The following is a 23855-nucleotide window of genomic DNA, read 5'->3' as shown; positions in this document are numbered from 1 at the left end:
AGCTTTTTTCAAAAGAGGTTGAAATAATTTCATCATGTTGGAAGTCAAACACTTAAAAAGCATTGTCGCTATCTATCGGGCGGGAAGCCTTACAAGAGCTTCTGAACAACTCCATGTCACACCATCAGCACTTTCCCATCAAATAAAGTCTCTAGAAGATCGATTAAATCAACGCCTTTTTTATCGAAATCCTCCAATTCGACTAACTGAAGAAGGTTTAATTTTGCTGAAATGCGCCGAAAAAGTCCTGCCAGAACTCCAATCAACTGAGGATAAGCTTAAAGATGTATTTTCTCAGCAAAAGAAATGAGCGATATTAGGTGTGAGAAATATCTTACACTCACGTGCGCTTTTCCTTTATTTTTATTCGGAAATTTGGAAAAAGTCCTGATAAACCTATTGTTTTAATTGATCTTTATTCGGATTTAAGAATTTCATTCTCATTTTTTTTCCAAAAGCTATCTATAATTCAACAAGAAAGCTCTCTAGAATTCATCATGTAGGGACAAGGAAAGGACGCGCTTCGGGATTGAAGCACACGCAGGACGCGGTAGGACAAAAGGAGTAAGACAAGGATAGCATAGGACTTACTCAAACATCGAGGACCGTTTGAGAGCAGGACGCGGTGATGGCACAAGGATCACAAGGATGCGGGAAAAGGAATTTCTCATTACTGATTGCGCGGCAACCCCAGCCGCGCTTTTTCTGTTCGAACCCCTACCACATTGTTCACCATACACAAACTTTGCATACATTCGTTCTTTTTGAGTAAAATTAATCCTTTTTACTTAATTTATAACGCTTGAATTGATATAATTTTGGCGTTTTTTTGAAGCAAGTTGAGCTAACACTATGAAAAATCTAATTTTATCAATTATTCCTCTATTAACTATTTTATCGGGATGCAAATCAACTGCTGATCATAGAGCTGATATCCGTGATGACTCTGGTGATCGCATTTCGGTTGGTAAAGTACAACGTGAAATTCGCGAAGGTATGACGACAGCAGATGTCATCCAAATCCTTGGTTCCCCAAATATCGTCTCAACAGATGAAGAAAGACGTGAAGTTTGGGTTTATGATAAAGTTTCTACTGATTCAGCTTATTCCACAAGCTCTGGTGGTATTTCTGCTTTGATTCTTGGTTTTGGCCCAAAAGCAGCAGGTGGTCTCGGTGGCGGTTATAACGCAAGCACAGGTGCAGCATCAACGAGCCAACGTACACTCACAATTATCATTAAGTTTGACAAAGATTCTCGTGTCCGTGATTTTGCCTACCATCAATCAAAATTCTAGGTTGCAAATACAATGAATTATTTACGCTACTGTGTCGTCATTAGCCTTCTTCTAGTGGTTTCTGGCTGTCAAACAGTACCTAAGGATGCATTTAAGCTCTCTGCAACATCTTTACAGGATAGGCAGCTTCAAAGTCGGATGTATGATACAGCCGACGAGATTGCACTATTGTCTGCGGGCATCCATGTTCTTCAAGACCTTGGCTATACCGTAGATGAAACTGAGAAAAATTTGGGACTTGTGACAGCATCAAAGCATGCTGACGCTGTAAATAGTGGGCAAATTGCAGGGGCTGTTTTTCTGGCATTACTGACCGGAAATGTGCAAACAGCTTACGATAAAGAGCAAAAAATCAAAGTTAGTTTTGTGACTTTACCATCGAAAAAAGAGAAGGGTAAGTATATCGCTCGTATTACTTTTCAACGAACAGTTTGGAACACGCAAGGGCAAATCACAACATCTGAGACCGTCAAAGATAAGGAAATTTATAACGGGTTCTTTGATAAGTTATCTAAGTCCGTATTCCTGGAAGCACATCAAATATGAATATTTTAAAAATTATTTTCGTGAGCATGCTTGCGCTAACGATGACAGCTTGTGTCAGTACTCGCCATAAGATTATTGAAGGCGGAAACCAAGTGAAGCTAAGAAGCATGCAGACACGAGCTTTCGACACAACAGATAAAAACAATGTTGTCCGAAATGTCATTGCAACACTACAAGATCTGAATTTCGTCATTGATAAAGCTGATGCTGATCTTGGTACAGTAACAGCAACAAAGTTATCTGGTTACCAAATCAAAATGACTGTGTCTGTACGTCCAAAAGGGAAAACACAGACCTCTGTTCGTGCAAATGCACAATATAATCTCGAGCCAATTCAAGACCCAGTTGTTTATCAACAGTTTTTTAGTGCACTACAAAAGTCTTTATTTTTAACAGCCCATTCTATTGAATAAATACGGCTTTTAATTCGATCGTTGAATATGGTGAAAAAGTGTAAGCCTAAACGGCTTACACTTTTTAGATAAAGTCTCTAGATACAATTTTGCCAAACAAGGCTCTTTCCTGGTTTCTCTCCCCGAGTCCACCATTTCGCTTGCCAACTCGAATTTCCATAAACAACCCGATCACCTTTAACATAGACTTGATTAGCATCCCAAGCTTCAGCACGAGAGCATTGATCATTGTCAGTTGAAAGGATTTGGACTTGATGCTGTAAACCAACATCATGCGTCCCATCCGAAACCACCACTGAAATAATAAAAGATTGGTCAGAATCTAGATTAGGTGCCTGATAGGTTACTGCTGAAGAGCCTTGTCCCTCATAAACCCAACCAGAAGGAAGTTGCCATTGATATGAGAGTGGTTTCTGCTCTGGGTCAGATGCTTGTAACTGAACTTGTCCTGATTGCCCTGCTTGAACAATATGATCTCCTTCAATTGTCACAACAGGTGGTTGATCGCCAGACGCAGGTAAAATGGTTACCTGTATACGGTCCTGATGGGTTAGTATGCCATCACTGACCTGAAGAGATAGCACAATTGTTGTTTGATTTTCGACATCAGGAGCAACAAAGGAAGTGTCAGATCGATCTGCTTTCGCAATATTGATTTGAGGACCACTAACTTGTTGCCATTGATAACTCAGTAAATCACCATCCGGGTCAGTCGAAGCTGCACCACTCAATTGGACCACATTGCCAGCTCGAACACTCTGGTCTCGTCCAGCATTTGCAATTGGCGCTCGATTTTGATCATTGCCAGAGCGATGACCTAACCCACGATGCATTGCATTCAAAATTTCACCATTATCTGAATTCAACTCCCAGGCAAAAATCCCGCCCAATTGGTGTTGTTGAATATAGTGGCCTTTGGCCAAAACTGAGCGTGGGTTATCATAACTGATTAGTGTTTTCTTCTGTGGGTGCCAAGCATAAGCCGCTTCTGCTGTTTCATCATAAGAGACTTCAAACCCATTGACTCCTTGTCCATTTTCTCCGAGATATTTTTGAATCAAGTGCTTATAGCCATCAATACCTTTTTCATACGTTCCATTAACAGGCCCGCCACCTTGGCCAGAGAAAGGAAACCCATTCTGAACCCCGCTGACTTTTCCCCACCCGCGGCCATACATCGCTGCACCTAAAGTGATTTTTTCTGAAGGGATCTGCTCAGAGAGCATATATTGTACGGCTTCATCTGCACTAAATCCTTCAATCGGCGCCCAATCTGTCGGATAGATTCCGGTAAAATGACCAAGGGTATTATCCCAGCCGCCATAGTAGTCATAGGTCATCAGATTGATATAATCCATATAGGGCGCAGCTTGCTTCCATGGGATCCTGCTAAGCTTCTCAACCCCACCACTCATCGCTGCAGTAAGCTCATAAGTTTTCCCTGTTGATTGTGCCAAACTATCCAGTGCGGCTCGTAGTTCTTTCATTAATAGAACAAATGTTTCGCCATCTTCTGGTGATCCTAATTCTGAATTCAAACCACCACCACCTGGAAATTCCCAGTCGATATCAATCCCTTCAAAAAAGTCCCACTCTTGAATAAAGCGAACCATCGACTCGACAAACTTTTTACGGTTTTGTTCATTTTTCGTCATGAAGTAGAAAGGATCAGAAAGAGACCATCCACCAACACTGGGCAAGATTCGAACATTCGGATGTGTTTTCTTCAGACGGTAAAGCTGGCCAAAAATTCCTTTCAAAGGAAAATCATAAGTGTCTTGCGGATCAAAAGGTTTATCCAACGTTGCCCAGCGATCAATAAAAACAACATCAAAGTCTTCCTTCCCCTGACATTCTTGTTGAAGTGCACGCCACCCAGATGGATTAAAATCTTTATAAGATTCATTCGGGCCACAAATCGCGATAAAGCCATAGTAGAGATGGGTCAGATTTTTTGCAGGAATATCTTCAACAAGAAATTTTCGATCATAGATACTCCATTCGGTGTAATAAGCCCCCACCTGTTTCCCGGAGGTATTTTGATAAGCTTTATTCTTAGCTTTTAGGGGATGTGGCCACAGTGATGTATCCAAATCTTCCCATGGATCTATATCTCCAGGGGCACTCGGCTTCACTTTGACGACTTTTTCAGCGCTTGTCGCGCAATCAGATCCTGCACAGATCTTGACCTTATATTCATAATTTCCCATTCGTTTGACCGTCACAGGAACTTCTCCTGACTGACCAGCTTGAAGATTTGCCAAATTTTCTTCATGAATGAGTATGTCATTTTGATAGAGCTGCCAGATATCACCTTTATCCCCTCCCCAGGTCTTCCAGGAAATTGGGAATGTTACTTCACCATTTTGCATCGTCTGATCTGCTACCCAGTCGATACTTGGCGTTGCAGGTGCCGCATTTAGATAAGAAACACCTAGCGTCGTACAAATGATCAACGTTCGGATATTCATGACTCCCTCCTTAATAGAGTACTTTTTGACGAGTTGGAGCAACAAACATCATTCAAACAAATCATGAAATTAACCCCAACTTAACTTTTGTGTAAATTTCGTAAATACTAGACGCGTTTTGACAACGCTGTCAAATTGATTTAAAAATCAGAAAAAATGAAATAGGTATCAAGAAGGAAGTCTAAGAAATGAACTTGCGAGTGCGAAACAGACGAGATAAAACGAGGTATTTTTGCGATAAAGAGCTCAAAAACCACTCCGACCAGAGAATCATAAATTTACGCAAAAAGCGCATAAAAAGTCACCAAGGTAGGTAAAAAATCACTCAACCCCTTTTAATCAACTGAATATCAAAGAATTAATATCCAATGAAGTGAATGTAAAATGGATGAATTCAAGTAGAGTAATCACACTATTTCTAACATTTCCAGTAAAACACAAAAATAGTGATGGATTTTCTGTTTTTTCCAATGAATAATAGACGTTTCTTTTTTTTGAAACCACGAAGTTAACCCACCTTTTTGTAGTTAACGGACTGATAATTAAACCTTTTGGAAGAATAAAATGTCAAAAGCAGTAAAATTAAGCTCTCTAGCGATCGCAATCGCTGCTGCATCTTTATCTGCACAAGCAGCTAGCCAGTCTTCATTGGAAGAACGTATTGCAAAACTTGAAAAACAACTTGCAGAAAAAAAATACGCTGACGAAAAGTCAGAGTTCAAAATCTATGGTGCATTCCGCCCAACGCTTGCGTACATTGATACAAAAGATGCAAATAGCCAAACAGATATTAAAGACGGGGCTTCCCACCTTGGCTTTACTGGCAGCTACGAAATCGCGCCAGAACTCAAAGCAATCTACAAAGCTGAATGGTGGCTAAGACTTGACGACGACGCAACGATTGGTAACGCTCGCTTCGTCTATGGTGGCCTTGAAGGTAAGCTTGGTACAATTAAAATTGGTAAAATGAGACAGCCACATAGCTTGTTGATTGCAAGCCCGGTTGATATCTACCACAACATCGAAAGCCCATTCGGTTACGATAAAGAAACGCCATACTTCATGGACAACCTTGTCAGCTACCAGTATGACCTGAACAACTTCACGCTCATGGCTGCTGCACAGTTTAACGGTAAAGACGAAATTGAAAACCACACTGACACACTCAACCTTGGTGGTCGTTACAAAAATGATCGCTTCTCTGTTGCATTGTCTTGGGCATCTAGCGAGCGCTTGAAGCGCAACGATGGCTCGGACAGCGATAAAAAAGTCGCAGCTGAAGAAGATATCATTGCAATCGCAGGTTCTGTAAACATCCTGAGCAACCTATATGCAGGTCTTGCTTATCAGGACAAATCAACAACATTCCATGCGACAAACCTTGACGCAAGCGGTTACTCTCTTGATGCAGTATTATCATACGACATCAATAAGAGCCACACGATCAAAGGTGGTTACTTCGCGAATGAAGAAGAGTTCGATAAGTCTGACGAAAAAATCATGGACTACTCTGGCTTCAATGTTACTTATCTTTACAAACTTGCTGACAACGTAAGTGTTCACCTTGAATACCTTACAAAAGACTACGACAACAACATCGGTGGTACCGATGAAGACGCAGTTGCTGTTGGTTTCAGCTACGGCTTCAGCAAAAGCTTCTAAGCTTTTTGAAAGAAAGCAGGATCATCCTGCTTTCTCCTTCTCCCGCAACCTTTTCAGTTCTCTATTTACTTACTCCCAATACAATGATTTGAATACATGTCGGTAATACGCCAATCATGTATGCAATCGTTTTGATTCGGTATTTAAAATAGTCTCCCATGGATTGCAGATAATAAGTGACATTATCAAGGTTGTGCTTCAGTGTTCTTATTGTGCTCCAACAAAAGCAAATACTCGCTAAGAACAAAATCAGCTGGAAATTGATATCCCACTCCTGATGATTCAGATAGATATATACAACCAAACCAAACATCAAGCAAACCGACTGTAATACCAGCCTGAAGAACCCACCGCTTTGATACAAAAACCATAATAGCCTGACATGCTTGCCAAATATTGGAGTGCATCGACGACTCTTTAGCTTCTGTTCCAGTAGATAGAAATACACTCCGAGAAATAGCCCTACTCTCGTGAGTAAATACACAAGGAATTGAAGCTTCCAGTGAAAGTCGACTTGCAAAAAAGCAGCAAAGAGCAGCACAAAGTAAATCCAGCTCAATGGAAGCAAAACTTTCAATAAGTGGAGTTTGGTTTTGCTTTTTCCCATCCGCTGATAAAAAAAAGATTTCTGCCTTTGTCCAAAATAATAAAAAACTATGAATACACACAAATGCGATGACCACAAAAAACTAAGGCCAAGCCAAAAGCGGAGTGTCAGCGGCGATTACTTCAGTAGTAAGTAACCCGGTAGAGGTGAAAATATCAATACGATGCCATAGGTAAACATCAATAAAAACAAAAGAAAATAATAAAACAGTTAGGAACTGTTGTTCTTTCACAAATCCACGCTGTTAGCAATGACAAAGGATTAATCACGGCGCAAGGAGAGATATTTGGTTATTCCAAATGAACGACGAACAACAAAGAGTGAAGGTTTTTCTGCCGCCTTCGGGCAGGAGAAGAAAAACGCCGCCCGGAGGGGCGGCATTTAGCAAAATTAGCCACGGCTCGCGCGTTTACGCTCAGATTCCGTGAGTAACTTTTTACGAATACGAATCGACTCTGGTGTCACTTCGACTAGCTCATCGTCATCAATAAACTCAAGTGCTCTTTCCAGGTTCATATCAACAGGTGGTGTTAGCTGAAGGTTTTCATCTGTACCTGCAGCACGAACGTTCGTCAGCTGCTTTCCTTTCAAACAGTTGACGGTGAGGTCATTTGCACGACTGTGAATACCAATCACCTGGCCTTCATAGACTTCGACACCATGACCTAAGAATAAACGTCCACGATCTTGCAATGCATAAAGCGCGTATGCCAATGCTTTGCCTTGACCATTTGAGATCAACACACCATTGTTACGCTGGCCGATATTCCCGCCAAGGAATGGACCATAGTGGTCGAATGTGTGATACATCAAGCCCGTACCAGACGTTAAACTCATAAATTCTGTCTGGAAGCCTATCAAGCCACGTGAAGGGATCACGAAGTCGATACGGATACGTCCCTTACCATCTGGAACCATGTCACGCATTTCACCTTTACGCTCACCAAGACGCTCCATGATTGAACCTTGATGCTCTTCTTCGATATCCACAGTCATCGTTTCATAAGGCTCAAGTTTTGTATCGCCATCATCTTTGATGATCACTTCCGGGCGAGAAACTGCGATTTCGTAACCTTCACGACGCATGTTTTCGATCAAAATGCCTAAGTGAAGCTCACCACGACCAGACACCTTAAACTTGTCAGGGTCGTCCATTTCTTTTACGCGAAGTGCAACGTTGTGCTTCAGTTCTTGCGTTAATCTGTCCAAGATTTGACGTGAAGTGACATATTTCCCTTCTTTACCTGCAAACGGAGACGTATTGACCTGGAAAGTCATGGTTACTGTTGGCTCATCGACAGTTAGTGCAGGCAATGCTTCGATTGTATTTGGATCACAGATTGTATCTGAAATTTTCAGCTCACCAAGACCTGTCACGGCGATGATATCACCCGCAGATGCATCTTCCGCTTCAAATCGGTCTAGCCCCATGTAACCAAGAACTTGGCCAACTTTACCGTTACGAGTTTCACCATCAGCACCAACGACTGTCACTTGTTGGCCAACTTTGACTTGACCTCGTGTGACACGGCCGATACCAATGACACCAACGTAGTTAGAGTAGTCTAGCTGAGTGATCTGCATTTGGAATGCACCCGCTGGATCTGCCTCTGGTGGAGAAACTTTTTCTACAATTGCTTCAAATAGCGGCGTCATATCTTCAGAAGCTTCTTCTGCTTCCATCGATGCCCAACCTTCAAGTGCAGAAGCGTAAACAACAGGAAAATCCAGCTGTTCATCGGTTGCACCAAGATTATCGAATAGATCGAAAACTTGATCCATAACCCAATCCGGGCGTGCACCTGGACGGTCAATTTTGTTGATGACAACAATTGGCTTCAAACCATGTGCAAACGCTTTCTGTGTTACGAAACGCGTCTGAGGCATCGGGCCGTCAACAGCATCAACCAAGAGAAGAACCGAGTCAGCCATGGAAAGAACACGTTCAACTTCACCACCGAAGTCGGCGTGACCAGGTGTATCAAGAATGTTGATGCGATAGTCATTCCAAGTGATCGCTGTATTTTTTGCAAGGATCGTGATCCCACGCTCTTTTTCAAGATCGTTTGAATCCATCACACGCTCTTCTTGCTCGCCACGGCTTTCTAAAGTACCGGACTGCTGAAGGAGCTTATCGACTAGGGTGGTTTTACCATGGTCAACGTGCGCGATGATCGCAATATTTCGTAAGTTACTGATATTTGATGACATCTGAGGTTACCGCTTCAAAAGGTTTCCGGGCATTTGGACGCCATCAGGCACAACCTTGCATCCAACTGACCATAAATTCTTAATTTAAAGTGCGCGATTATAACTACATCTTAGACGAATTCATATAAAAACCATGCTGCTATGCTGAATTAATCCGCGATTTTTGGTGCTTTCTCTAATTCGAAAGTATCATGAAGGACCTGCATCCCAAGCGTCATGTACTTTTCTTCGATTAACATTGATATTTTGATTTCTGATGTTGCAATCAATCGAATAGCGATATTTGCATGACCTAGCGCTTCAAATGCTTTCGCTGCAACACCGGAGTGAGATTTCATGCCAACACCGACCAAGGATAACTTCACTAGATTTGGATTGGTTTCAATACTCTGTGCGCCAATTGACTCAATGTGAGGTGTAAGCACATCCATCGCACGGGTAAACTCATTTTGTTGAACCGTGAATGAAAAGTCCATTTGTGCATTCGCCATCGGGTTTTGGATCACCATATCAATTTCGATATCAGCGTCACCTAAAGGCTGTAAAATTTTTGCAGCCATCATCGGAGAAAATGGCACACCAACAAATGTGATCAGCGCTTCGTCTTTTTGGCATGCAATGCCCGTTACAGCTTGGTTCATCGCAGATTCCTTATTTGTGATCAGCGTTCCTGTACCTTCATCAAAACTGGAAAGGACGCGTAATGGGACTTGACGGGTATACGCCATTTCAACTGCGCGGATCTGAAGTACCTTCGCACCAAGGCTTGCCATTTCTAACATTTCATCAAAGGCAATTTGGTCGAGCTTTCTTGCCTCAGAAATGACGCGAGGATCTGTTGTATAGACACCATCCACGTCTGTAAATATCTGACACTCGTCTGCACCAAGGGCCTCAGCAACAGCAACCGCAGTTGTATCTGTCCCACCGCGCCCAAGGGTCGTAATATTATTATCGGGATCCCGCCCCTGATAACCCGCAACAATGACAACACGTCCTTGTTCCAGTTCCTCTTCCAGCCGTTCAGTGGCAACATGAGTAATTCGTGCTCGACCAAACCGATTATTCGTCGCAATCCCAACTTGATCAGCAAGTAACGAAATTGCAGGATGACCGCGCCTTATCAGTGCCATTGCAAGCAAAGCACTACTGATTTGTTCGCCCGCAGAAGCGAGTACGTCCAACTCTCGACGATTTGGCTGTGCATCAACTTCATGTGCAAGTCCAATGAGTCGATTCGTTTCCCCTGCCATTGCTGAGACAACAACCACAACAGCATGTCCTGCCTGACAGGTTCGGATCACACGTTCTGCAACCGCCTCTATTCGTTCGATAGAGCCGACTGACGTACCACCATATTTTTGAACAATACGTGCCACAGATTTGGTTCTAACTTTTAGTCGTGATAAACGAAAGAAAAGCGCAGTTCTTATTCAAGAAAGTGCGCTTTTCAAATGATGAAGACTTTGCTCAATTAGGCAAGCTTTTCCTCAAGCCATGTATGCACTGAGTTCATTGCAGCAGGGACGGCTTGTGGATCCGAGCCACCTGCCTGTGCCATATCTGGTCGACCGCCGCCTTTTCCGCCAACTTGTTGTGCAACCATGTTCACGAGTTCACCCGCTTTCACTTTGCCCGTTAAGTCTTTAGTGACACCAGCGATTAAGCTAACTTTATCGCCTTGAACGACAGATAAACAGATCACACCTGAGCCAATCTTGTTCTTCAGGTCATCAACCATATTCCGCAAAGCTTTTGGATCAGCATCATCTAACTGACTCACAAGCGCCTTCACACCATGGATCTCTTTCACTTGAGAAATCAGACTCTCGCCAGCTTGGCTGCTCAGCTTGTCTTTGAGTTGAGCCAGTTCTTTCTCTAACCCTTTGGAGCGCTCAAGCAGGGTTGATAGCTTTTCAACCAGACTTTGTTCATCAGACTTTAATAGCTTCGCCATCTCTGCCAACTTTGCTTGCTCAGAATGAATTGCTTGGATTGCATCGTCACCTGTGACAGCCTCAATACGGCGAACACCAGCAGCAATGCCGCCTTCACTCAGGATCTTGAACAAACCAATATCTCCGGTTCTAGAGACATGAGTTCCGCCACAAAGTTCCATCGAAAAGTCACCCATGCTGATCACACGGACTTCGTCGTCGTATTTTTCACCGAACAGTGCCATCGCCCCTTTTTCTTTTGCGGCTTCGATTGGCATCAGTTCAGCTGTCAAATCATGGTTTTTGCGGATTTCAGCATTGACCATTGCTTCAATTTGAACAATTTCTGTCGCGGTTACACCTTCAAAGTGTGAGAAGTCAAAGCGAAGACGATCTGGCCCAACATAAGAGCCTTTCTGCGTCACATGCTCGCCCAATAGATTTTGCAAGGCAGCATGCATCAAGTGGGTTGCAGAGTGGTTAAGTTTAATTTTTTCGCGTCGCTCTGTATTAATTGAAGAGCTCGCCATGTCACCAATAGCAATAGGTGAATTTGCTTGACCTTTATGGGCGATCGCTTTGCCGACTTTAATGGTGTCCTGAACATCAAATTGTCCAGCTGCAAATGCCAAAGTCCCTGTATCACCAACCTGACCACCCGATTCTGCATAGAATGGTGTTTCTTCAAGGATAATCAATGCATCTTGCCCTGCATCAAGCGCTTGCACAGATTGACCATCAACAAAAATCTCGGCAACCTTTGAAGCGCCTGCGATATCAGTGTACCCATTGAAGGTTGATTGCTGCTCAGAACTCACCTGCTGATTATAATCCGTGCCAAACTTACCACTTTCTCTTGCAGTTTGACGTTGCTGCTCCATTGCTTTTTCAAAGCCGACCTCATCAATCGTGTAATCACGCTCACGAGCAACATCTGCGGTTAAATCAGCCGGGAAACCGTATGTATCATAGAGCTTGAAGACAACATCACCAGGGATCTCTTTGCCTTCCAATGTTGATAAAACATCGTCTAGCATAATCAAACCACGGTCAATCGTCTTCACAAACTGCTCTTCTTCAACAGTCAGCATTTTTTCAATCACACTACGGCGCTCGTGTAACTCTGGGTACGCATCACCCATCAGCTCTGCAAGCGGTGCAACGAGTTTGTAAAAGAAAATATCGGTTGCACCAAGTTTGCGTCCGTGGCGGATCCCACGGCGGATAATACGGCGTAACACATAACCACGCCCCTCGTTCGAAGGCATTACACCATCCGCAATGAGGAAACTGCATGAGCGAATATGATCGGCAATTACACGTAGTGATTTATCATTTAAATCTTTTGCACCCGTAGCTACGGCTGCTTCCTTGATTAACCGCTGAAACAAATCAATTTCGTAGTTGCTATGCACATCTTGCATAATCGCAGCAATACGCTCCAGGCCCATCCCTGTATCGACTGAAGGCTTAGGTAGTGGCTCCATGGTGCCATCTGCATGACGGTTAAACTGCATGAAGACGAGATTCCAGATCTCAATGTAACGATCGCCGTCTTCTTCAGGGGTTCCTGGAGGTCCGCCCCAGATTTCTTCACCATGGTCATAAAAGATTTCTGTACATGGCCCACAAGGACCTGTGTCACCCATCGACCAGAAGTTATCTTTTGCACCAATACGTGAGAGACGATTTGGATCAACACCGATCTCTTTGATCCAGATATCAGCAGCTTCATCATCTTCTTCAAAGACGGTCACCCAAAGCTTATCTTTTGGAAGCTTCAACACACCCGTTAAGAATTCCCATGCATACTGGATCGCATCTCGCTTAAAATAATCACCAAAACTGAAGTTACCCAGCATTTCAAAGAATGTGTGATGGCGAGCTGTATAGCCAACGTTTTCCAAATCGTTATGCTTACCGCCAGCGCGGACACAGCGCTGTGAAGACGTCGCGCGCGCGTAATCTCGTATCTCTGAACCAAGAAAAGTCTCTTTAAATTGGACCATTCCTGCATTGGTAAATAATAAGGTGGGGTCATTCCCCGGGATCAGGGAACTGCTCGCAACTTTTTGATGTTGCTTACTTTCAAAAAAGTTAAGAAATGCGTTTCTAATTTCCGCAGTCGTCATGTACATGGTGCTACCCTAATATTTCACTTTGCTGCTGCTCTATCGCATAAGCGATTTCTTCGAACGTAAATCCGCGATACTGCATGTATCGCATCCGCTTGGCTTTGTCTTTTGGGTCAAGGATGACTCGCTGTCCGAAGCGCTTGCGATAAGCGATGACGGCTTGTTCAAACCAGTCTGGTTGTAATTCAGCTATTGTATCGGATATCAACGTATCCGACAGCCCTTTTTCTCTTGCTTCCTGGAAAATTCGATATCGGCCGTAACCTTTTTGAATTTTGGCCCGGAGCAGCTGCTCACAAGCACGAGACTCATTCAGCCAATCACGTTCAACCAAATCAGTCAAAACCTTGTGGATCAGCGATTCATCATCATATTTCCGTTTTAATTTCTGGACGAGCTCACGCTGCGTATGTTCACGACGAGAGAGTAAATCCATCGCACTGACTCGAATCTGTCGAGTCAGTTCTTTTTGTTCTTCTTGGGTTCGTTGTTCACACATTTTTATGGAAGGAAAATCGCATTATCTGAATCAGACTTCCCCTCATCGTCCTTGTTGTGCTGATTAACGCCAGAGACTTTCCCTGGGCAAATATCAAAAAATGAAATACAGCCAGAAATAAGAGCGACTGGCATGAAAAGTACAAAACCTGCGCCTAAAGTGAGCACGACAAAAGCGCCACCCACAATACTTAGCAAAAGGGTGTAGGTAAGAATCGGTAATGTATTGGTCAATATCGCACAACAACTAAAGTAGATTGCATTTTTCAATGACTGGTTTTGCAAAATATAAAGCGGCAGTGCAAACATCAAAATAAATTTTACAGCCCAACTGCCAATAATGATCCAAAAAAGTGGCAGCTTTTCAGCCATAGAGACAGATAAATGGTCCGTGAGCAATTTTTCCATCACACGCTCAGGAATAACTTGTAGTTGCAACATCATGAAAAACAAATCAATGAGAATGGAAACCGTACAGAACAAGAATATCTTTCGCGTATTTTCTCGTTTTTCAAAAACGAATTTGAGCACGTTAAAACTCACAGGTAAACCACGTATACGAAAATAGACCGCAAAATAAATGCCACACATGATCACCGTTGAAAGCAAAACGGAAGCAACACCGAATGCCTGATGGATAATCGGTAGAAGGTTCGCTGTAATTAACAATGAACTCAGACCAATCCATAAGCCCGGAGAATCTTTAAACAGTACCCAGGATTGGCGTATCCACTGAGTCGCCTGACTGACTGGAACTTTTCGATACATCTGACACCTTTATTTTTTAATTCTTGAACGAAAAGGAGCCAATCAGGCCCCATCTTTTTAAGATTTCGTTTTTCTACGAACGACTTTCTTGCGCTCTTGATGCTTACGGATCGACTTACGGATTTTGGAAGATTTTTTCCGTTGAACCGCACGCCTTTCATCCGGTTTTACCTTGGTTTCTGTTTCTTTGCGAAGGCCAACGAGCTCGCGTAGATAATTCACCGCACCCAGTCCCATTTCTTCCCAACCACCTTGCGGGAGGTGCTTCTGAAGCTGAATGTCACCAAAACGGATCCTGATCAGTCGCGATACAGTGAGCTCTTGGCTTTCCCATAAACGACGAACTTCACGATTACGTCCTTCTTTGAGGCTGACATGGTACCAATGGTTCATTCCTTCACCACCGGCTTCTTTAATACGAGTGAATTTCGCAAAGCCATCTTCAAGCTTGACACCATGACGAAGGCGCTGGATGTGTGATTGTTCCACTTCACCAAAAACACGTACGGCATATTCGCGTTCAACTTCATACTTTGGATGCATCAAGCGGTTCGCTAATTCACCATCCGTTGTGAATAAGAGCAGTCCTGATGTATTGATATCTAAGCGGCCAACAGCGATCCAACGCGCATCCTGTAATTTTGGCAAACGATCGAAAACCGTCGGCCGACCTTCAGGATCAGAACGAGTACATAGCTCACCTTCTGGTTTATGGTACATTAACACACGACAGACGTTTTCTTTTTCGCCTTTCAGCTTCACCGTATGCCCATCAAGGCGTACCGTTTGTGTGAGTTCAACACGATCACCCAGTGTTGCCACTTTCCCGTCGATTGAAACACGTCCAGCCTGGATCACGGATTCCATTTCCCGGCGAGAACCTAACCCACTGCGGGCAAGGACTTTCTGTAATTTTTCACTCATGGAAGACCTACTTTTAGCATCTCACGATGCGTCATCAATAATATGATCAGATGATTCATTCTGATCGGGTTCATTTAACTCCGGTAAGGGGGGTAAATCCGCAATTGATTGGATTGCAAAATCATCCAAAAACACCTGAGTTGTGGCGTACAATGCTGGACGCCCTGGCACTTCTTTGTGGCCTACAATTTTAATCCAATTTCTTTCAAGCAGGCTTTTGATGATATTCGAGCCAACACTGACACCGCGAATTTCCTCTATTTCTCCACGTGTGATAGGCTGACGATAGACGATAAGAGAAAGTGTCTCTAAAGTTGCGCGCGAATACTTCGGTACTTTTTCTTCCCATAATCGACTAAGAATCGTTGCATAATCAGATTTTGCTTGAAATCGAAAACCCGAAGCGACTTCAACAAGTTGTACACCACGCCCTGTATAGTCGGTTTCCAGTTCAGTCAATACCGCCCGAACCTCTGCTCGGTTTAATCCAAATGGTTCAAGAACACTCCGTTGTAGTGCATCTATGGATAACGGCCTGTTCGCAACAAACAGCGCGGCTTCTATGATTGGTTTAATCTCACTATACACACGCCCACCCAAAGAATCGAACGACACTCACACCTGCTTCAAAACCGAGCATTCTAGTCCGGTTTCACGCATACTTGCAACTCTTTTAATGAAACATACATTGGGGAATAATTACGCATTTGTGTTAAATCAATGACGCCATCCTTCATCAATTCTAAAATTGCAATAAAAGTGACCACAGCACCCGAGCGTCCTTCTTGATATGAGAAAAAATCAGAGAATGGAAGCGGTTCTGTCGTTGACTGAAGTTTTGCTAAAATCGCTGCCATTCGTTCCCGAGTTGATAATTGCTCATGTTGAATTTGATGGTGCTCAAAAGCCTTTGCTCGTTGTAACACTTGTTGGAAAGCCAGTGTTAAATCCTGTAATGACACCTGCGGCCAATGGTTGGTGGGCTGTGTTTCATTGGGTCGCTCAGCCGCTGCTATAAACACATCGCGATCAACCCTAGGCATTTTATCCAATGTCGTTGCCGCTTCTTTATATTGTTCATATAACTGCAAACGACGGACAAGTTCTGCCCGTGGATCTTCCTCTTCTGATTCATCAGAGGGTATTGCCGGTAACAGCAGTCTGGATTTAATTTCTGCCAGCATCGCAGCCATGACAAGATAGTCAGCGGCTAGCTCCATCTGAAGCACCTGCATCATATCAATGTATGCGACATATTGACGAGTAATTTCCTGGATAGGAAGGTTCAAAATATCAAATTGATGCTTGCGGATAAGATACAGCAAAAAATCGAGTGGCCCCTCAAATGCTTCTAATAGAATTTCTAAAGCATCTGGGGGAATAAAAAGGTCAGCAGGTTTATCAATGACCACTTCACCATTCACAAGAGCAAGCGGTTTTTTAAGTTTATCTAACGCATCCTTTTTTAGATGATCATCCATTACGATTCGAATAGGCTTGGATCGCCATGTCCTTCTCTCAAGATGCTGATTTCATCTTCAGACATATCCACCACAGTTGTTGGCATATCAGGCAAAAAACCGCCATGGAGAATTAAATCTACCTGCCTCTCCAGTTGGTTTCGAATATCTTCAGGGTCGGACTCTGACACGTCCTCTCCAGGTAATATTAACGATGTCGATAACAAAGGCGCTTGGAGAAGCTCAAGAAGTTCTAAAGTAATTTTATTATCTGGGATCCGAAGGCCAATCGTTTTCTTTTTTGGATTTAACAGGCGCTTTGGTACTTCTTTTGTTCCTTTAAAGATAAATGTATACGCACCAGGCGTATTCGCTTTCAGCAGCCGAAAATAGAAATTATCGACCCGAGCATAGGTCGATAATTCTGATAAATCTCGAACCATCAGTGTAAAGTCATGATCTTCTGGTATTTGTCTTATCTGTGCAATACGGCTCATCGCTTGCTTATGTCCGACCTGGCAACCTAACGCGTAACCAGAATCTGTCGGATAAACAATAACCCCGCCAGATTCAATCGTTTCAACTGCACGTTTAATGAGTCGTCCCTGGGGATTCTCAGGGTGGATATAAAAAAACTGGCTCATGATGCAACCTCAATATGATGTGGAATATGATTAGGCCAGTGCTCCCAAACTGGGCTACATGTTTCTGGAATATATAAGTTACGTCCAAGATCCATCCAGTTTGTCGGGTAATGGAAATCGGATCCGACAGAGGCAAGTAATCCATATTCACTTGCGTATCTGATGAGTTGAGACCGTTCAGCTGGACTTTGTTGAGATAAAGCGACCTCCAATCCATCACCACCAGACTCTTTAAATACCAGAATAAGACGGCGCAGCCATTTAGCAGATAACTGATATCGTCCTGGATGAGCAAGAATAGCCTGTCCACCGGCATCATGGATCCATTGAATAGCTTCTGCAATTGAGATCCACTCAGAAGGAACATACCCGATCTTCCCTCGCGTGAGGTACTTTTTAAAAACCTGCGGGATCGTCTTCGCTAGCCCAATATTGACAATGTGTTGTGCGAAATGCGCACGTGTCACCGCACCATCACCTGCGAGTTCTTTTGCTGCTTCGTATGCACCTTCAATCTTAGATTTGGCAAGTCGTTCACCAATTTTTTGTGCTCTGGCTTCTCGACGTTCAATTTGGGTTGCAAGACGTTGCTGCAATAGAGACTGTGACTCATCAAAGTTCAAACCAACAATATGAATTTCAAAGCTTTCCCATTTCGTAGAAATTTCAACCCCGGAAATCAACTGGATTGGTAATTGGTTCGATTCGATGTAAGATTTTGCTTCTGGAATGGCAGTTGTCGTATCATGATCGGTGATCGCTAATACATTCACTCCTTTCTCTAAAGCACGCATGAGTAAATCTTCGACTGAGAGTTTCCCATCCGAATGATTGGTATGACTATGCAGATCATACTTTTTAGGCATTAAGCTATGTTTCATGGGCGAGGATTATAGCAATCCAAAGAATGAATTGTAAGCAAGAGTCTATGCTTGTTTTCTGCAACTAGGATTGATCAATGTTAGGAAAATATGATTCATAGGATCAAAAATGGCAGCAAAAATTGCTGCCATTTAAGATCATCTGAGCGCTGAAACTATTCCATTGTTTCTTGTTGCTTCGCAACCAGAATCTCCGACTCATTTCGAAGTGAGTCGATAAATGCTTTGTACTGTGCTTCGACACTTGCACGTGCCAAACGCTCACCAATATTTGTTAGATCGTCAGGTAGTGTACCCGCAGTCTTTGATACGAGACGCACAACCGCAACATCACCATTGGCTAAATCAACCACATCAATTGATGTTTCTTTATCATTTGGAACTGCCATTGAGAATGCACGATTGCGTACTTCTTGAGTAACATCAAAGCTGTTTCTAGTAAGCTTCTCAACTGCTTCATAAGCGAGGCTTTGAGTCTTGGAAACGTCTTCTAGCGACTGGCCTTCACGAACGGTTTTTAACAAGTCTTGTGCTTTTGTTTTCGCAAGCTCTGTTGCTTTATCCTTGATGACCGCTTCTTTTACCTGATCTTTCACTTCTTCCAGTTTCTTCACGCGGCTCGCTTCATGCTCAGCAATACGAACAACAATCACTGATCGATCATCTAACTCAATGACTGAGCTGTTAATCCCTTCTTGTAGAACTTCAGAAGAGAAGATTGCCTGCGAAACTTGTGGTTGATTCAGTGGTGCTGGTAAAGCGAATCGAGTCACTAATTCAGTTGATTGTACCTTCGCATCCGCAGCACTTGCAGCATCGTCTAGCGTATCTGGGATCTCGAAAGCTGTTTCTTCCAAAGAAGTACGCTTTTCAAGGAATAGTTCCGCAGCATGTTGTTCTTGGAGCATTTCAACCACTTTCGACTTCACTTCATCCAATGGCTTCACTTTTTCAGCCTGAATACCAGTGAGTTTAATCAAGTGAAAGCCAAACGAAGAGCGAACAACATCGGTCGTCTCACCTTCTTCTTTCAAAGCAAATACAGCTTCGCCAAAGGCTTTATCCATTGCGTCTTTTTCAAACCAATCTAGATCACCACCTTTCTCACCACTGAATGTATCATCAGAGTTTTCTTTTGCCAGCTTCGCAAAATCTTCACCTGCATCAAGCTTCGCTTTCAGTGCAGTAATTTTTTCTTTCGCTTTCGCCTCATCATCTTTCACTTCTATCAAAATATGAGATGCACGACGACGTTCTGCAACTTTGTAGCGAGATTTTTGTGAATCATAGTACTGTTGAATTTCTTCATCGGTAACTTTCACATCTTTATTGAAGTCAGATGCTTTTAACAAGACATAATCGACTTTGACTTTTTCTTCTGTGCGATAATTATTGCTATTTAAGTCATAGTAACCTTTGATTTGTTCTTCTGTCACTTCAACATCTTTCTTGAGTGGTTCAGCAGAAACAGTGACCATTTGGATTTGGCGGGTTTCATTTTCCAATTCAGCAAAATGTTGTTTTTCTTTTTCAATGACAAAATTGGACGCAACAATTCCTTGAACAAGCTGCTGGCGTGTCATATCTGCACGCATTGATTCTCTAAATTTCTCAACGCTATATCCAGCTTGACGTAATAAGCTCAGATAACGTTCATTATCGAATTTTCCATCTGTCTGGAATTCACGCAATTCACGAATTGCCGTCTTGATCTGCTCATCGCTGACACGCAGACCCAAATCTTTTGAAGCCTGATCTTGAAGAGATTCATTGATCAACTTCTCAAGCACATTTGTGCGAAGGGAATTCATGTACGCTTCGTTTGCAGCCAATGCTTGGTACATGTCTTTAAACTGTGCCTGCATACGTGCTTTTTCGTTCGCAAACGAACGCTCCAGCTCGTTTTGGGTAATTTTTTCGCCATTTACGGAGGCGGCCATATCATCATAGTTATTTGTTAGATAGCCTCCTACGCCTGTAAAGACAAACGCCAGGATAATGAGCACTAAGATTGTCTTAGCGATAATTCCCTGAGAGCCTTCTCTTATTTTCTCTAACATTGTATTACTCTTTTCAATCAGCGATAGGTCATTAGTAAAGCACGCATCTTAACAGATGCAGGTTTTATTATGAAGCCTTGAGAAACATTGGATTTATTAGGTAAGAGTATTCCAAGGATTTTTAACGATTATGGACTGAAAGCCACCAAACCTTATCTTTGAATAGAATACCGATTTTAGTCATGCTTACCATTGCATTGAGATAAACTTTTTATCATCAAAAGAAACAAAAAAACCCTTGGTTTCAAGGGCTTTTTTTGAAATTGAGTATTAAACAACTTCAATTATGCATTGACACTGTCTTTCAAAACTTTACCAGCTTTAAAAGAAGGTACATTTGCAGCAGCAATTTTAATCGTTTCACCTGTTTGTGGATTACGTCCGTTACGTGCTGGGCGAGCACGAACAGAGAATGTACCGAAGCCTACAAGCGCAACTGAGTCACCATCTTTTAGTGAGTCAGATACAGATGAAATAAACGCATCTAGTGCACGTCCAGCAGCTGCCTTAGAAATATCAGCACCTTCAGCCATTTTATCGATAAGTTGAGACTTATTCACAATATCATCCCCTTCCAAATTGTTATTATACTTTCAATGCTCTTCTGCACACAGAGTTGGTTACGATACGACTGCACGGATCATCGCCAATGCGATATCGAATCTAGAATACCAAATGGGCACATGGAACATCTCAAAATCCCTGGAGGCCATATACCTTGCGGCCTCCACCCATGCTCTTAGGCTATCACAGTTTTTCAATATGGGAATACCTAAAAGTAATTTTTTTAGTGAAAACTAGTGATTTTCGTCATTTACAACTACTTTCAGGCCAAATGGCGGCTCTTGTAGTGCAACTTCAAGGACTTCATCAATCCATTGTACTGGCTTGATCACAAGATCTCCTTTCACATTTTCAGGGATTTCTTTTAAGTCTCGTTCATTGTCTTTCGGGATTAAGACCGTCTTAATGCCACCTCGATGCGCAGCAAGCAATTTCTCTTTCAAACCACCAATCGCCAATACTTCACCTCGAAGTGTGATTTCGCCAGTCATAGCAACATCCGCACGTACTGGATTTCCGGTAAGTGAAGACACTAATGAAGTCACCATTGCGATACCAGCACTCGGACCATCTTTTGGTGTCGCGCCTTCGGGAACATGTACATGAATATCACGCTTTTCATAGAAATCGTCATTAATGCGCAGTTTATCCGCTCGACTTCTGACAACAGTCATCGCTGCTTGGATGGATTCCTGCATCACGTCACCTAAAGAACCGGTGTAACTGAACTTACCTTTACCAGATACAGAAGCAGACTCTATCGTGAGGAGATCACCACCAACCTCTGTCCATGCAAGACCTGTCACAAGACCAATTCGATTATTCTCATCAGCCTTACCATAGTCATAACGTTGAACACCCAGATACTCAGCAAGGTTTTCACTTGAGATTTTCAGTGGTGCTTTTTCTTTCTTCAGCAAAATCGATTTCACAGCTTTACGACACAGTTTAGAAATTTCTCTTTCTAAGCCACGAACACCTGCTTCTCGCGTGTATAAACGGATGATGTCATAAATTGCAGATTCATGAATATCCAGCTCACTTTCTTTCAAACCATTTCGTTTGATTTGTTTCGGGATCAAGTGACGCATAGAAATATTGAGCTTTTCATCTTCCGTATAACCAGCCAATCGGATCACTTCCATCCGATCAAGTAATGGCGCAGGGATATTGAAGCTGTTTGATGTCGCAACAAACATGACATCTGACAAGTCATAGTCAACTTCAAGATAATGATCGTTAAATGCCGTATTTTGCTCTGGATCAAGGACTTCCAATAGTGCTGAAGCTGGATCACCACGCATATCAGAAGACATTTTGTCTATTTCATCCAAAAGGAAAAGCGGGTTTTTCACAGCCACTTTCGACATTTTTTGAATGATCTTACCTGGCATAGAACCGATGTAGGTTCGACGGTGACCTCGAACTTCGGCCTCATCACGAACACCACCTAACGCCATGCGTATATATTTACGGCCAGTGGCCTTTGCAATCGACTGACCAAGTGATGTTTTACCAACTCCAGGGGGGCCAACCAAGCAAAGAATCGGTCCTTTGATTTTGTTGACACGTTGCTGAACCGCAAGATATTCCAGAATCCGTTCCTTAACCTTATCCAGGCCATAGTGTTCCGTATCCAAGATTTTCTCGGCATTCGCCAAGTCTTTTTTCACTTTGCTGCGCTTTTTCCACGGAACACTCACCATCCAATCGATGTAGCTGCGAACAACAGTCGCCTCAGCGGACATTGGAGACATTAACTTGAGCTTGTTCAGCTCTGCCATTGTCTTTTCCTGTGCTTCCTTTGGCATGGCTGCATCTTCGATTTTCTTTGCTAGCGCTTCAAATTCATCCGGCGTATCATCCAGTTCTCCAAGTTCTTTTTGGATCGCCTTCATTTGCTCGTTTAGATAATATTCGCGCTGACTCTTTTCCATTTGCTTCTTCACTCGGCTGCGAATTTTCTTCTCAACCTGAAGTAAATCAATCTCGCCTTCCATCAATGCCATGAGGAATTCAAGACGCTCGGCAACATTAGAGATTTCAAGGACGCGTTGTTTATCTTCCAGCTTGAGTGACATATGTGCAGCCATGGTATCAGCGAGTCGCGCTGCATCGTCAATTCCACTGACAGAAGTCAGTACTTCTGGTGGAATTTTCTTGTTTAGTTTCACATAGCCTTCAAACTGATTCACAGCTGAGCGAACAAGAATTTCTTCCTCACGCTCATCAATGCGTCCGCTAGAGATATAGGCGACTTCAGCAATAAAGTATTCGTCTACTTGTGTATATTGCTCAACCGTTGCTCGCTGATTCCCTTCAACAAGCACTTTTACAGTGCCATCAGGCAGCTTTAAAAGCTGCAATATCGTTGCAACTGTACCAATCTGGTAAATTTCTTCTTCTTCCGGGTCATCAATGGAAGCATCTTTCTGCGCAACTAAAAAGACTTGTTTATCCGCTTCCATCGCCGCTTCAAGGCACTTGATTGACTTTTCGCGACCCACAAACAATGGGATCACCATATGTGGATAGACGACCACATCCCTTAATGCTAATACTGGTGTTTCTACACGATCCGTACGTTCGATGGTCATGACTATTTCTCTTCAGAATCGTCTTATTAAATTTATGATAAGAAGATTATATGGGGATAAAAAAATAAAGTTCAACGATTCGGACTTGTTTCTATTTTGCCTCGTATGCTACTGATGCAGCATCACCCTCGTACAGACGTGTTTTCCCTTCATCTACAGGTCCGAAACAAAAAGGAGTGCA

General features: G+C 42.9%; 20 protein-coding genes. 5 read left to right on the top strand and 15 right to left on the bottom strand.

Annotated elements, in window-relative coordinates:
• Positions 1–34: 34 nt before the first annotated feature.
• The 4 genes from C505_RS24840 (at position 35) to C505_RS0111875 (ending at position 2255) form a co-directional block, all read left to right on the top strand.
• The gene (locus tag C505_RS24840) at positions 35–310 is read left to right on the top strand and encodes a LysR family transcriptional regulator (RefSeq protein ID WP_018692833.1); all 276 of its coding nucleotides are present in this window, start codon (positions 35–37) and stop codon (positions 308–310) included.
• Positions 311–852: 542 nt separating this feature from the next.
• A complete protein-coding gene (locus tag C505_RS0111885) occupies positions 853–1296 on the top strand; it encodes a hypothetical protein (RefSeq protein ID WP_018692832.1) in 444 nt (147 codons plus the stop codon).
• A 12-nt stretch (positions 1297–1308) separates the two neighbouring features.
• Positions 1309–1842 (top strand): hypothetical protein, encoded by a 534-nt coding sequence (locus C505_RS0111880; protein WP_018692831.1) that lies wholly within the window; start codon positions 1309–1311, stop codon positions 1840–1842.
• On the top strand, positions 1839–2255 hold the full coding sequence (locus C505_RS0111875) for a hypothetical protein (RefSeq protein WP_018692830.1): 417 nt from the start codon (positions 1839–1841) through the stop codon (positions 2253–2255). Before C505_RS0111880 ends, C505_RS0111875 begins: the two co-directional genes overlap by 4 nt.
• Positions 2256–2332: 77 nt before the next feature.
• On the opposite strand, the gene C505_RS22200 is transcribed toward C505_RS0111875, so the two are convergent.
• Positions 2333–4726, bottom strand: a complete 2394-nt coding sequence (locus C505_RS22200; protein ID WP_018692829.1) for a glycosyl hydrolase family 18 protein — start codon at positions 4724–4726, stop codon at positions 2333–2335.
• Positions 4727–5290: 564 nt separating this feature from the next.
• Here C505_RS22200 and C505_RS0111865 point away from each other — a divergent pair.
• On the top strand, positions 5291–6388 hold the full coding sequence (locus C505_RS0111865; RefSeq protein WP_018692828.1) for a porin: 1098 nt from the start codon (positions 5291–5293) through the stop codon (positions 6386–6388).
• Positions 6389–6573: 185 nt separating this feature from the next.
• Here the strand turns inward: C505_RS0111865 and C505_RS0111860 are convergent, their stop codons facing one another.
• The 14 genes from C505_RS0111860 to lon all read right to left on the bottom strand — a co-directional run bounded on the left by C505_RS0111860 (position 6574) and on the right by lon (position 23674).
• Complete coding sequence (locus C505_RS0111860) at positions 6574–7071, bottom strand: hypothetical protein (protein WP_157368998.1); 498 nt, start codon at positions 7069–7071, stop codon at positions 6574–6576.
• 314 nt (positions 7072–7385) lie between these two features.
• Entirely contained in the window at positions 7386–9206 is a 1821-nt protein-coding gene (gene typA, locus C505_RS0111855) for a translational GTPase TypA (RefSeq protein ID WP_018692826.1), read from the bottom strand.
• 149 nt (positions 9207–9355) lie between these two features.
• Positions 9356–10585, bottom strand: coding sequence for an aspartate kinase (locus tag C505_RS0111850; protein WP_018692825.1), 1230 nt, complete (start codon positions 10583–10585; stop codon positions 9356–9358).
• A 95-nt stretch (positions 10586–10680) separates the two neighbouring features.
• Positions 10681–13281, bottom strand: a complete 2601-nt coding sequence (gene alaS, locus C505_RS0111845; RefSeq protein ID WP_018692824.1) for an alanine--tRNA ligase — start codon at positions 13279–13281, stop codon at positions 10681–10683.
• A gap of 4 nt (positions 13282–13285) precedes the next feature.
• Positions 13286–13777 (bottom strand): regulatory protein RecX, encoded by a 492-nt coding sequence (locus tag C505_RS0111840; RefSeq protein ID WP_018692823.1) that lies wholly within the window; start codon positions 13775–13777, stop codon positions 13286–13288.
• A gap of 2 nt (positions 13778–13779) precedes the next feature.
• On the bottom strand, positions 13780–14544 hold the full coding sequence (locus tag C505_RS0111835) for a hypothetical protein (RefSeq protein WP_018692822.1): 765 nt from the start codon (positions 14542–14544) through the stop codon (positions 13780–13782).
• Between the two features lie 57 nt (positions 14545–14601).
• Positions 14602–15468 carry a 23S rRNA pseudouridine(2605) synthase RluB gene (gene rluB, locus C505_RS0111830; protein WP_018692821.1) on the bottom strand — a complete coding sequence of 289 codons (867 nt, stop codon included), beginning with the start codon at positions 15466–15468 and terminating at the stop codon, positions 14602–14604.
• A 21-nt stretch (positions 15469–15489) separates the two neighbouring features.
• Positions 15490–16083, bottom strand: coding sequence for an SMC-Scp complex subunit ScpB (scpB, locus tag C505_RS0111825; RefSeq protein WP_018692820.1), 594 nt, complete (start codon positions 16081–16083; stop codon positions 15490–15492).
• A 26-nt stretch (positions 16084–16109) separates the two neighbouring features.
• Positions 16110–16949 (bottom strand): segregation and condensation protein A, encoded by an 840-nt coding sequence (locus C505_RS0111820; protein WP_018692819.1) that lies wholly within the window; start codon positions 16947–16949, stop codon positions 16110–16112.
• Positions 16949–17572, bottom strand: coding sequence for an L-threonylcarbamoyladenylate synthase (locus C505_RS0111815; RefSeq protein ID WP_018692818.1), 624 nt, complete (start codon positions 17570–17572; stop codon positions 16949–16951). Before C505_RS0111815 ends, C505_RS0111820 begins: the two co-directional genes overlap by 1 nt.
• On the bottom strand, positions 17569–18438 hold the full coding sequence (gene rnm, locus C505_RS0111810) for an RNase RNM (RefSeq protein WP_018692817.1): 870 nt from the start codon (positions 18436–18438) through the stop codon (positions 17569–17571). The genes C505_RS0111815 and rnm overlap by 4 nt, the downstream gene beginning before the upstream one ends.
• A 170-nt stretch (positions 18439–18608) precedes the next feature.
• A complete protein-coding gene (locus tag C505_RS0111805) occupies positions 18609–20513 on the bottom strand; it encodes a SurA N-terminal domain-containing protein (RefSeq protein WP_018692816.1) in 1905 nt (634 codons plus the stop codon).
• Between the two features lie 284 nt (positions 20514–20797).
• The gene (locus tag C505_RS0111800; protein WP_026317916.1) at positions 20798–21073 is read right to left on the bottom strand and encodes an HU family DNA-binding protein; all 276 of its coding nucleotides are present in this window, start codon (positions 21071–21073) and stop codon (positions 20798–20800) included.
• A 237-nt stretch (positions 21074–21310) separates the two neighbouring features.
• Positions 21311–23674: an endopeptidase La gene (gene lon, locus C505_RS0111795; RefSeq protein WP_018692814.1), complete on the bottom strand. Its 2364-nt coding sequence runs from the start codon at positions 23672–23674 to the stop codon at positions 21311–21313.
• Positions 23675–23855: the final 181 nt, after the last annotated feature.

It is taken from the genome of Algicola sagamiensis DSM 14643 (assembly GCF_000374485.1).
Classification (GTDB): Bacteria; Pseudomonadota; Gammaproteobacteria; order Enterobacterales; family Alteromonadaceae; genus Algicola; species Algicola sagamiensis.
Note: the sequence above shows the minus strand (reverse complement) of the source record. Positions and strands in the feature narration are given on the sequence as shown.

Coding starts and splice junctions, on each gene's coding strand:
- C505_RS24840 (WP_018692833.1), top strand. CDS start 35: ATGTTGGAAGTCAAACACTTAAAAAGCATTGTCGCTATCTATCGGGCG.
- C505_RS0111885 (WP_018692832.1), top strand. CDS start 853: ATGAAAAATCTAATTTTATCAATTATTCCTCTATTAACTATTTTATCG.
- C505_RS0111880 (WP_018692831.1), top strand. CDS start 1,309: ATGAATTATTTACGCTACTGTGTCGTCATTAGCCTTCTTCTAGTGGTT.
- C505_RS0111875 (WP_018692830.1), top strand. CDS start 1,839: ATGAATATTTTAAAAATTATTTTCGTGAGCATGCTTGCGCTAACGATG.
- C505_RS22200 (WP_018692829.1), bottom strand. CDS start 4,726: ATGAATATCCGAACGTTGATCATTTGTACGACGCTAGGTGTTTCTTAT.
- C505_RS0111865 (WP_018692828.1), top strand. CDS start 5,291: ATGTCAAAAGCAGTAAAATTAAGCTCTCTAGCGATCGCAATCGCTGCT.
- typA (WP_018692826.1), bottom strand. CDS start 9,206: ATGTCATCAAATATCAGTAACTTACGAAATATTGCGATCATCGCGCAC.
- alaS (WP_018692824.1), bottom strand. CDS start 13,281: ATGTACATGACGACTGCGGAAATTAGAAACGCATTTCTTAACTTTTTT.
- C505_RS0111840 (WP_018692823.1), bottom strand. CDS start 13,777: ATGTGTGAACAACGAACCCAAGAAGAACAAAAAGAACTGACTCGACAG.
- C505_RS0111835 (WP_018692822.1), bottom strand. CDS start 14,544: ATGTATCGAAAAGTTCCAGTCAGTCAGGCGACTCAGTGGATACGCCAA.
- rluB (WP_018692821.1), bottom strand. CDS start 15,468: ATGAGTGAAAAATTACAGAAAGTCCTTGCCCGCAGTGGGTTAGGTTCT.
- C505_RS0111820 (WP_018692819.1), bottom strand. CDS start 16,949: ATGGATGATCATCTAAAAAAGGATGCGTTAGATAAACTTAAAAAACCG.
- C505_RS0111815 (WP_018692818.1), bottom strand. CDS start 17,572: ATGAGCCAGTTTTTTTATATCCACCCTGAGAATCCCCAGGGACGACTC.
- rnm (WP_018692817.1), bottom strand. CDS start 18,438: ATGCCTAAAAAGTATGATCTGCATAGTCATACCAATCATTCGGATGGG.
- C505_RS0111805 (WP_018692816.1), bottom strand. CDS start 20,513: ATGTTAGAGAAAATAAGAGAAGGCTCTCAGGGAATTATCGCTAAGACA.
- lon (WP_018692814.1), bottom strand. CDS start 23,674: ATGACCATCGAACGTACGGATCGTGTAGAAACACCAGTATTAGCATTA.